Annotated in this window: 7 protein-coding genes and 1 other RNA gene; 2 read left to right on the forward strand and 6 right to left on the reverse strand. The window is 73.0% G+C overall.

The features are described from left to right. Positions 1-61: 61 nt before the first annotated feature. Entirely contained in the window at positions 62-730 is a 669-nt protein-coding gene (locus FOE67_RS11125; RefSeq protein WP_182663119.1) for a response regulator, read from the reverse strand. Further along, the gene (locus FOE67_RS30030) at positions 727-1,932 is read right to left on the reverse strand and encodes a sensor histidine kinase (RefSeq protein WP_182663121.1); all 1,206 of its coding nucleotides are present in this window, start codon (positions 1,930-1,932) and stop codon (positions 727-729) included. Before FOE67_RS30030 ends, FOE67_RS11125 begins: the two co-directional genes overlap by 4 nt. Before the next feature lie 163 nt (positions 1,933-2,095). Between FOE67_RS30030 and FOE67_RS11135 the strand changes: the two genes are divergently transcribed. Both FOE67_RS11135 and FOE67_RS11140 read left to right on the forward strand, forming a co-directional pair. Beyond that, positions 2,096-2,710, forward strand: a complete 615-nt coding sequence (locus FOE67_RS11135) for a VanZ family protein (protein WP_323384711.1) — start codon at positions 2,096-2,098, stop codon at positions 2,708-2,710. Positions 2,711-2,763: 53 nt separating this feature from the next. Next, positions 2,764-3,183, forward strand: coding sequence for a VOC family protein (locus tag FOE67_RS11140; RefSeq protein WP_182663123.1), 420 nt, complete (start codon positions 2,764-2,766; stop codon positions 3,181-3,183). A gap of 546 nt (positions 3,184-3,729) precedes the next feature. Here the strand turns inward: FOE67_RS11140 and ssrA are convergent. From ssrA to ftsX, 4 genes are all read right to left on the reverse strand, one after another. Continuing rightward, positions 3,730-4,104, reverse strand: a transfer-messenger RNA (tmRNA) gene (ssrA, locus tag FOE67_RS11145). Between the two features lie 153 nt (positions 4,105-4,257). Beyond that, positions 4,258-4,767: an SsrA-binding protein SmpB gene (gene smpB, locus FOE67_RS11150; RefSeq protein WP_182663125.1), complete on the reverse strand. Its 510-nt coding sequence runs from the start codon at positions 4,765-4,767 to the stop codon at positions 4,258-4,260. Positions 4,768-4,870: 103 nt separating this feature from the next. Then, positions 4,871-6,115 carry a S41 family peptidase gene (locus tag FOE67_RS11155; RefSeq protein ID WP_182663127.1) on the reverse strand — a complete coding sequence of 415 codons (1,245 nt, stop codon included), beginning with the start codon at positions 6,113-6,115 and terminating at the stop codon, positions 4,871-4,873. A 181-nt stretch (positions 6,116-6,296) separates the two neighbouring features. Next, positions 6,297-7,208: a permease-like cell division protein FtsX gene (ftsX, locus tag FOE67_RS11160; RefSeq protein ID WP_182663128.1), complete on the reverse strand. Its 912-nt coding sequence runs from the start codon at positions 7,206-7,208 to the stop codon at positions 6,297-6,299. Positions 7,209-7,286 lie beyond the last annotated feature (78 nt).

Genomic DNA, 7,286 nt, shown 5'->3' on the forward strand with positions numbered 1-7,286 from the left:
CCCGTGAAGTCGGCCCGCCGGGCCCCCACCCGCCTCCGAACCGCCGCGGCGGTGGCGGGAATCACCCTCCGGACGACGGTCCCCCGGGACCCACCAAGCCGGTCTCCCACGCCCGGGCGGCGATCTCCACCCGGTTCCGGACCCCCCATTTGCGCTGCACGTTGGTCAGGTGGGTCTTGACCGTGCCCACCCCGATGGTCAGCGCCGCCGCCACCTCGGCGTTGGTCGCGCCCCGGGCCACCAGCGCCACCACCTCCCGCTCCCGCTCCGAGAGCGGATCGGCCCCGGGCCCGGGCTCCGGATCGGCCGTCAACCCGCGCAGCAGGGAGATCGTGAGCGACGGACTGATCAACGCGTCCCCGGACGCCGCCGCCCGCACCGCCTCCACCAACAGGGCCGGGCCGGCGTCCTTGAGCAGGAAGCCGTACGCGCCGCCGCTCAGCGCCCGACGGACGTACACGTCGTCGTCGAAGGTGGTCACCACGACCACCCGGGGCGGATCGACGGTCCCCGGACGGGTGAGCAGCCGCAGCGCCTCCAAACCGTCCAGCCGCGGCATCCGGATGTCCATGAGGACGACATCGGGCCGGTGACGCCGCGCCAACTCGACCGCCTGCGCGCCGTCGACGGCCTCGGCCACCACCTCGATGTCGTCCTCGGCGGCGAGGATCAGACCGAATCCCGTGCGGACCATGGCCTGGTCGTCCGCGATCAGCACCCGAATCGTCATCGGCGGACTCCCCCGCGGGTCAGGGGCAGTTCGGCACGGACGGTCCAGCCGGCCCCCTCCTCCGGCCCGGCCCGCAGGGTACCGCCGACCAGCGCGACCCGCTCGTCCAGGCCCGTGAGTCCGAATCCGCGTCCCGCCCCCCGACCGGGGCCGTGCCGCCGGCGCCCGTCGTCGCTCACCCGCACCACCAGGCTCTCCCCCTCCCGGGACAGGTCCACCTCCACCCGCCGGCAGTCCCGCGCGTGCCGGCGGGCGTTGGTCAGCGCCTCCATGACCACCCGGTGAGCGGTCTCGCCGACCTCCGCGGGAAGTTCCTCCGCCGATTCCGGCACACCCTCCCCGACCGTCAACCGGACGCGGGCGCCGTCGGGTGCCACGGCCCCCGCGACCAGCGCCTCGATCCGCTCCCACGGCCCGCCCCCGCCGTCCGCCGACCCGGGGGCGGGGGCCGTCGGGGCCCCGGCGTCCCGCAGCATCCCCACCATGCCGCGCATCGAGGCCAACGCCTCGCCCCCCGCCTCCTCGATCCTGCGCAGCGCGGGCAGGACCGCCTCGGGCCGCTTCTCCGCGATCGTCCGCGCCCCCTGGGCGAGGACCACCATGCCCGTGACGTGGTGTGCCACGAAGTCGTGCAGGTCCCGGGCGAAGTCGGCGCGCTGCTCCAACCGCACCGTCCGCTCCCGCCGGCGTCGGTCGATCGCCACGAACCGCACCGCCAACCCGGCTCCGGCCACCGCCATCACCACCACCGCCGACAGGAGCGCCAGGATGATCCCGATCTCCCCCGCCCCGGGGGTCGGGGGACGCAGCACGACCGCCGCGATCATCAGGGGAACGGCGCCCACCGCCGACGGCGCCGCACCGCGCGCCGCCACGAGGGCCAGCAGCGCCACCAGGGCCAGGAGTTCGGTGAGCCCGTACGGCGCACCCCCGCCCCACCACGACCGGGTGGCGGCCGTGGTCCCCAGGGAGACGAGAGCGGCCACCACGCCGGCCCGGGCCAGCGCCCGGGCCCCGAGCAGCGGGGCCGACGCGGCGAGCCCCGCGACGATCACCCCCGCGTGGAGCACCAGATCTCCCCGCGGGCCCCGGAAGGACTCCGTCCACAGGTACTCCAGGGCACCGGACGTGAGGAGCAGCGCGCAGAGTCCGACCGCGAGGGCGGGGGCGAAACGACCGACCGTTCCGCGACGAGTGGTCATGCCGGGAGTCTAGGTCGGGCGGGGGACGGGGCGGCTCGGCCGAAAGTCATAGCCGGGAGGACCGGGATCCCGCTTTCGGAAGATCCGCCGGAACGGGTGGGCCGAACAGACTGCGGAGCGGGTCGGCAGGGTGCCGCCCACGCCGCGACCCGAGGAGTCCCCGGTGAACGACTTCGACATCTCCTTCCGCATCGACCCCGCGGTGGGTCTCGGGCCCCTGCTGATCGCCTTCGCCGTTCTGGTGGCGGTGCGGGCCGCCCGGGGCCGGCCGGGGTGGACGGGGCGACACGCCGCCACCCGACTGACGGCGGCCGGTTACGCGGCGGCCGTGGCGAGCATCACGATCCTCCCGATCGTCGCCACCTATGGCCTGTACGCCAATCAGACCCCCTGGCACCAGATGATCAACCCGATCCCGCTGCTGGTCGTCGATCTCTCCTTCGTGCCCAATGTGATCATGTTCCTGCCGCTGGGATTCCTGCTGCCGCTGCTCTCGCGGCGGGCCCGCTCGGCGGGCCGGGTGACGCTGCTGTGCGCCCTGGCGAGCGCGGGCATCGAGACGACGCAGTGCCTGTCCTACATCCTCTTCAACAACGGCCGGTCGGTGGACGTCAACGACCTGATCGCGAACACCCTCGGCGGCCTGCTCGGCTACCTGGCGCTGCGCGGCGCGCTGCGCCTGCCCCTGTTCGCCGATCCGCTGGGCACCCTGGCGCTGCCCGGATCGGCGCTGGACCACGAGCGGACCACCGTCACCCCGACCCCGGTCCGGGCCTGACACCGGCGCCCGGCCCGGACGGGGGTCGGGCCGGGCGCCCTACAGTGGCGGGTGTGACGGAGATCAAGGCGATATCGCTCGGCGTGGAGGACGACCGCCGCGCGGCCCGGTTCTGGTCCGCGGCACTGGGCTACGTCCGCCGGCCACCCCGGTACGAGGGGGACGAGTGGATCGTGCTCCAACCCCCGCCGGGGAAGGCGGGGCCGGTGCTGGCCCTGGACGTCAGCGGAAGTCCGGCGGAGGAGTTCCCCCGGATCCACCTCGACCTGTATGCCGGGGAGAGGGATCTCGACGAGGAGGTCGAGCGCCTGGTCGCCCTCGGCGCCCGGCGGGTGGACTGGCCGTACTATCCGGACCGCCTCGAACCGGGCGCGCTGCCGTACGCGGTCCTCGCCGACACCGAGGGCAACCGCTTCTGCGTCGAGGGCCGCCGCCGGGACCCGAACGCCCCCGGCGTCCTCCCGACCCCCTGAGGGGCTCCCGCCGGCGGGAGCCCCTCAGGGGGTCGGGAGGACGCCGGGGCGGGGCACCACGGCACGGAACCGCCGAAGCGGACGGTGCCGAAAAGGACGGCCGGGAATGGTTCCCATTCGGGTGTTCGCGACGCCGGGCACCTCGGCCATGGGCACCACCGGGTGGCCCCGCTTCCAGGTGTCGAAGGATGGCGGGGGCACCGGCGCCAACCGCGAAAGCGCCGACCGCATGGGGTTGAGAGGCCGTCGGAACCCCGGTCGTACTCGTGCCCCGCAGCACACGGCGGGTCTCGGTGGCGACGCAGAGGGGAAGAGTGGGCCGCTCATTTCTGTTCCGATGCGGTCGCCCGAATGTACGGAACGATCGGAAGGCGATGCGGCACGGTCGGGTGCGGGGCAGTCGGATGCGGTCGAACGACCCCGGAGGCGACTGGCCCCGCACTCCCGGCACGCCGACGCCCGAAGCGGGAAGCCCTCGGTGGGCCACGGGCCGGGGCGACACACGACGAGGCCCCCGCCCGGTGAACCGGGCGGGGGCCTCATGGGGAGTGGAGATGGCGGGAATCGAACCCGCGTCCAACGGTGCGGAAGAAGGGCTTCTCCGAGCGCAGTCCGCTTCGATTTTCTCGGCCCCGGAGATCACGCGGACAAGTCTCCGACGGGCTCAGTCACTGTTGGATGTCCCTATCGGCCCCCGTGACCGGGGTCGAAGGTGGAGTTCCCTGGCTGATGCCAGGACCCGGGACGGGAACGCTCCCGGACTGACACTTCACGCTTGCTGCGTCAGGCAGCAAGCGCGAAGGAATCGCGCTTCTGGTTGGCGATTATTTTTTTCACGGCGCGTGGTTAACGAGATCATCGCCGTGCTTCCTCGGCTCGCTTCCCCTGCTTCGACAGCCGCTGTCGAAACCGATCATCCCCATGTTGAGTTGACAAGCGGTGCCCCGGCCGGAGCCGGTGTCACCGTTCACCTGCGGTCCATGGTACAGGAGCCGCCGGGGTTCCGGCCGGCGCTTTTCCCGGCCCGCCCCGGATGGGGCGACCCACCGGCGCCCCGCCGGCCGTCCGGGACGGTCAGGAGCGCTGCCGCCGCCGGGCTGCGGACATCGCGCGCTCCGACTCCCGCCGGTCCTGCTTCTCGCGCAGCGTCTGCCGCTTGTCGTACTCCTTCTTGCCCCGGGCGAGGGCGATCTCCACCTTCACCCGGCCGTTGAGGAAGTACAGGCTCAGCGGCACCAGCGTCAGACCGGTCTCCTGGAGCTTGCCGATCAGCTTGTCGATCTCCGACCGGTGCATCAGGAGCTTGCGCTTGCGCCGGGCGCTGTGGTTGGTCCACGTGCCCTGCGCGTACTCCGGGATGTGGGCGTTGTGCAGCCACACCTCGCCGGCGTCGATCTGCCCGAACCCGTCCACCAGGGAGGCCCGACCCTGGCGCAGCGACTTCACCTCGGTACCGGTGAGCACGATCCCGCATTCCCAGGTGTCCAGGATCTGGTAGTCGTGCCGCGCCTTCTTGTTCTGCGCGATGAGCTTGCGCCCCTCGGCGTCGGCCTTCTTCTTGTCAGCTTTCTTGGTCTTTGCCATGGCCGCACCATCCTATGACCCCCGGCCCGCACGGGCTCCCGATTATTGCGGGGCGTGCCGGACCCGCCGGGCGCTCGGCACCGCGGGACGGCGGGGAGGGGGCTCAGGCGCCGCCGGAGAGGGCGGCGAGCACCCGCCCCGCCCTGACCACCGGGTCCTCGCCCCGCTCCACCGGGACGTCCGGCTCCAGCCCCTCGCCCTCGACCGGTGTGGTGCCCGCCGGGGTGGCGTAGGTACCGACCGTCAGCTCCGCCACGCTGCCGTCCGGCTGGTGGCTCGGCATCTGGACGGTGCCCTTGCCGAAGGTGGGCCGACCCACCACCACGGCCCGGTTGCGGTCCCGCAGGGCGCCGGTCAGCAGCTCGGCCGAACTCATCGTCCCGCCGTCCACCAGGACGACCACGGGGCGGGTGGTGTCCCCGCCCGGATCGGCGCGCAGGGCGTGCTGGACCCCGCGCACGTCGTAGGTGCCCACCAGACCGCCGTCGAGGAAGACGGACGCCGCCTCCGCGGCCTCGGTGATCAGGCCGCCGCTGTTGCCGCGCAGGTCGAGGACGATCCCCTCCTCCTCGGGCACCCGGGCCACCTCGGCGCGCAACCGGTCGGCCGAGCCCTGGACGAAGGAGGAGATCCGCACCCGGGTGGTGCCCGGCGCGTCCCGGTGGACGGTGACGGGATCGGTGACGAGGACGGCACGCTCCACCTCCACCTCGATCGTCTCGGGGGCCGCCCCCGCGCCCCCGTCCGCCGGGACGGTACGGGTGGCCTCCGCCGAGCGGGAGACCCGGTCGGGCACCTCCGCCCCGGCACCGGCCCCGGGGGCCGCGGCCACCGGGGGAGCCGCCCGTTCCACGCCCAGGCGCACCCGGCTGCCGGGGCCCGCCTCCGCCGGGGGGAGGTCGCTGCCGCGCAGGCGGGCGACCACCTCGGTCACCGGCAACTCCTCCACGGCCACCCCGTCCACGCTCCGCAGCGTGTCGCCGGGGCGCAGGCCCGCGCGGTCCGCCGGGCCGCCCTCGTGCACCCTCTCGATCTCGATGCGGTCCTCCGCCACCTTCCGCACGGAGATGCCGGTGCCCACGTACTCGCCCTCCAGGGAGAGCCGCCACGCCTCGTACTCCTCGGCGGTGTAGGACGCCGACCACGCGTCGCCGGAGCGACCCACCACGATCTCGGCGTCGACCGGGGCGGTGCTGCCCGGCCCGATGCCCGCCGGCGGCAGGTCCGCGACCACGTCGCCCCAGGCCGCTCCCGCCGCCCCGGCGGCGAGGGCGCCCACGAGCAGTCCGGCGAGCGCCGTCCCGCGACGCGCCGGGCGGGTCGGGTCTCCGTTACGCAGACGTGACATGAGTCGGGAGTCTAAGCCGGCCGGCCGGGGAGCACGGCAGGATGTACGGCGACCCGAACGTGATCTGTCACACCATCAGGCGGTGTGCGGTCGCACGACAACGGCGCCCGGCACGCCTCGCGCGCCGGGCGCCGCTCGCCCGGAACCGGCCCCGCGCCGACCCGTCGGGGCCGGGGGGTGCTCAGACCTTCAGGTACTTGCGCAGCGCGAAGAGCGCCGCCACGGCGGGCATCAGGGCCCCCACCACCAACAGGAACGGCAGGACGGAGAGGACCGCGTCCCACCCCACGAAATCGATCACCTGGATGCGGGAGTCCAGGAAGCCGTCGATCAGGAAGGACTTGCCGACCACCAGGATCAGACAGGCCAGGACCGCCCCGATGAGTCCGGCGATCGCCGCCTCCAGGATGAACGGCATCTGGATGTAGAAACTGGAGGCGCCGACCAATCTCATGATCCCGGTCTCCCGCCGCCGGCTGAACGCGGAGACCCGGACCGTGTTCACGATCAGCAGCAACGCGACCACCAACATCAGCGCCATCAGCGCCAGGGCCGCGATGTTCACGCCGTTGAGGAGTTGGAAGAGGTTCTCCAACAGGGCGCGTTGGTCCTGGACCGAGTGGACGCCCTCGCGCCCGGCGAAGGCGGTGGAGATCACCTCGTAGCGCTCGGGGTCGCTCAGCTTGACCCGCAGCGACTCCTGCATCTGGTCCGGCGTGACGACGGCCGCGATCGGCGAGTCCTTCTGCTGCTCGGTGTAGTGCGCGTACGCCTCCTCCGCCGTCTCGTGGAAGACCTCCTCGACGATGTCGTACTGCTTGAGCTCGGCCTCGAGTTCGTCGCGCTGCTCGTCGGTGACCGCGCCCCGGGCGCAGGCCGGGTCGGTCTCGGCGTCGATCTTGTTGCACAGGAAGATCGACACCTGGACCTTGTCGTACCAGAAGTCCTTCATGCTGGTGACCTGCTCGCGGGCCAGCAGCGACCCGCCCAGCAGCGACAACGACAGCGCGACGGAGACGATGACGGCCAGCGTCATCGTGACGTTGCGACGGAGACCGACGCCGATCTCCGACAGGACGAAGTTGGCGCGCATGGCGTCCTTCCCGTGGTGGTGCTCGTGGTCGGAAGCGGGGGGAGCCCGGGAGGGCGGAGGGGAACCGGCGGGACGCCC

This window comes from Streptomyces calidiresistens, from assembly GCF_014141525.1.
In the GTDB taxonomy this organism is placed as follows: Bacteria; Actinomycetota; Actinomycetes; order Streptomycetales; family Streptomycetaceae; genus Streptomyces; species Streptomyces calidiresistens.